Here is a 2,645-nt window from a genome sequence, read left to right as displayed (position 1 = left end):
AAATTCATTAAACCACTACAATAATGTGTATGTGCTGACCAGCCTGATCATCATGAAGAACATAGCAACGGAGGTGTGTATCACCGAACCCCATTCGCTTCATGTAATCGTCAGCAATTCGTTTCCATTGTTCGTTGGTAAGAGATTCTCCTTGGGGTAATCGAAGTGAATTGTGCCAAATAGGTTTCTGGACATCTGGCCGAAGCTGTTTGCTGCGATCAAACTCAGCGACCAGTTCAAGAGCAGAGTCGCCCAGCATATTGCCCCCGATTACGACTGGATCGCATTTATGATGTGCTCCCGGTTTCAATGCATACTGGGCCACACCAGCGAAGCTCTTACCCCTTTTGATCTTCTGCATACCCTTCATCAGGTTTGCTCCAGATCTCTGTATTTAACAGGTTTTGGCGAAGCTCTTTAATTAATCTGCTAACAGCAAATAGTTCAGTGTGAGTAAGCCTGCTGTCTTTGTTCTTGTTATCAATATGTAGAGCAATGCGATTTAACTTCTGATTAATCTCGCCCAAAGTCTTCCATGTACTTAGGTTGATCGGTGGCACAATAGTGGGGAGCTTCTGTAACGAGGCCATACGTAACCATTTGCCTTTGGGTGTAGAACCGCGTTTAGTGTTGAGCAGGTGAAGTTCTGTGTCATTAAGCCGAACACTAACTCAGTGAGTTCTCAGCATTTGTGGTATCAAGGTAGTAACGTTTGAAGATTTTTCTATTACAGGCGTAGTACTTGTTCCAATGTGAAATATCGGTAATTTTTTTCCATATGAACTCCTTTTCATATTTGAAATTGAAGGTTTAATTAAGGTTTATTTTGGTTTTGATTATTTGTCAAGAGCGATTTGGATTGCTCTTATTGAACCAAGATTACAATTTTTATTATTGCATAGGTACATGAAGATGATGTATATGTTATTTATAGATTCTATGCAATATAGTTATTGGTTTTTTTTGATTTAATACTGGGCTTTAACAAACCCAGTATTAAATAATAATCTACAGTTAACTTAATGCAGTAAGTAACCTTTCAGAACTTAAATGATTTATCTGATTGGTTAAGAGGGTGTTTTTTGTCTTGAATATCAATCATATATTGTCTAATTCTCCTTTATCCCAATCATTGCGTCCATAAAAACAACCAAATAGGTAGTAAATAATATTTAATTTATGCATCAACCTAAATAAAGTGATTATTTCACTATTTATTTCAAGAATTGTTTTGCATTCGAAGTCTTTTTCATTAGGTGCATCATTAATCCCTTTATTAAATCTAAATAAAACTTCTTGACTTAATTCATTATACTCCCAGTTATTATGTGCGATAGAATTTCTAATCTTATTAGAGATGATCTTCAGGTCCTTCTCAAAGTAGCTTCCCTTCATGAAGCGTGCCTTCATTCCAAGATCAAGCTCTGAGAATTCGGCAATGTTATTTATGAATACCTTCCCTTTCCTTGTCCTCACATAATTCATTTTGAAAGTGTCATAATTATCACTTTCTTCAATGTTTCTTAATCCGACAATAAGAACATATTGTTTTGATATAACTTCGGTCAAGTCTTTGTATATATTAAGAATAACCTCAACCTTTTCGCTAACTAAACGTAGTGGCGATTTTCCTTTCTTATAATTAGTACTACTATAATCCGAAAGGAAAATGGATGGCCTAAAAAATTCCTCATTGGAATATATGTTGGAGTAGATCTTGTTTGTTGTTTTTATGGAGTCTTTTAAATGCCTATTATTAGATAAGTATGAATGAAACTCACATAGTTTCTCTTTTTTTAAACCTGATAAATAGGATGATAGTTCTTTTATATCATGGTCAGGTTTCATACCTTTATTTAAGGCAATTGATATACCGAATAGTGTTTTGTAAAATATAATATCAACATCTCTTGAAGTTATATAATCAATAACAGAAATACTATCAATGTAGTTTGAATCCACACCGATTACAATATCGAAATCTTCACGCAATAATGTCCTTGAAGTATGATACAACTCCTTAATCTTGCTGTTTTTATAGAAATTGAAAAGGCTCTGAAGTACTAAAATATGTTCACTGTAGAAGTTAAGTTCACTGGTTACAACCTTGAAATGTTCAATGTTATAACCTTCTTTTAATCCAAGACATGCAATATTGAAAGGAGTGAAAGGAGACCAGCCATTAGTTAGTAAGGCTGGGAAATCCAAATGTAACCTAATTGATTTTACATTAAATATATCTTTATTTTTTCGCCCGACTGCAGTGACATTTTTCAATATTCGATTTGTAGACCGTATTGGATCAATCTCAATTGAGAGAACACCACTACAGTGCGGGCAGCAAAAGCCGAACACTTGTGGTGTGTTTTTGTTTGATAACCCTATGCTGCAATTAAAAACATCCTTGCAAAAATCACATTCTAACTGACCTAAATCCCAATTCATAAATTTTATCCTAATAAAAAAATGGCAATTGATGCATTTCTAATGGTCATATACAAACATGTTAAAACAATTATTATAAGCTATAGTTGAGGGGAAAGTAATGCATAAATTATACCTACTGGATTGTTCTTTATTATGTGAGTAATTTTTGGCTTAGGTTGTAATTCTATTGTTAGATAACTAGGCTGTGTCCCTTAATT

General features: G+C 34.0%; 1 protein-coding gene and 2 pseudogenes. All 3 read right to left on the bottom strand.

Annotated elements, in window-relative coordinates; translation table 11 throughout:
- Positions 1-19: 19 nt before the first annotated feature.
- Positions 20-370: pseudogene (locus IV04_RS23780) on the bottom strand (relaxase/mobilization nuclease domain-containing protein); the annotation flags it as partial.
- Positions 339-689: pseudogene (locus tag IV04_RS23775) on the bottom strand (hypothetical protein). The pseudogenes IV04_RS23780 and IV04_RS23775, both read right to left, overlap by 32 nt.
- Before the next feature lie 409 nt (positions 690-1,098).
- Positions 1,099-2,445 carry a hypothetical protein gene (locus IV04_RS23770; RefSeq protein ID WP_037404720.1) on the bottom strand — a complete coding sequence of 449 codons (1,347 nt, stop codon included), beginning with the start codon at positions 2,443-2,445 and terminating at the stop codon, positions 1,099-1,101.
- Positions 2,446-2,645 lie beyond the last annotated feature (200 nt).

Origin of the sequence: Serratia sp. Ag1 (assembly GCF_000743355.1) — a bacterium.
Classification (GTDB): Bacteria; Pseudomonadota; Gammaproteobacteria; order Enterobacterales; family Enterobacteriaceae; genus Chania.
The sequence above is the reverse complement of the archived record's forward strand: the minus strand, read 5'-3'. Positions and strand labels throughout refer to the sequence as shown.

What these genes read in the sequence shown, in the direction of transcription:
- IV04_RS23770 (WP_037404720.1), bottom strand. Translation starts at nt 2,445, where the DNA reads ATGAATTGGGATTTAGGTCAGTTAGAATGTGATTTTTGCAAGGATGTT.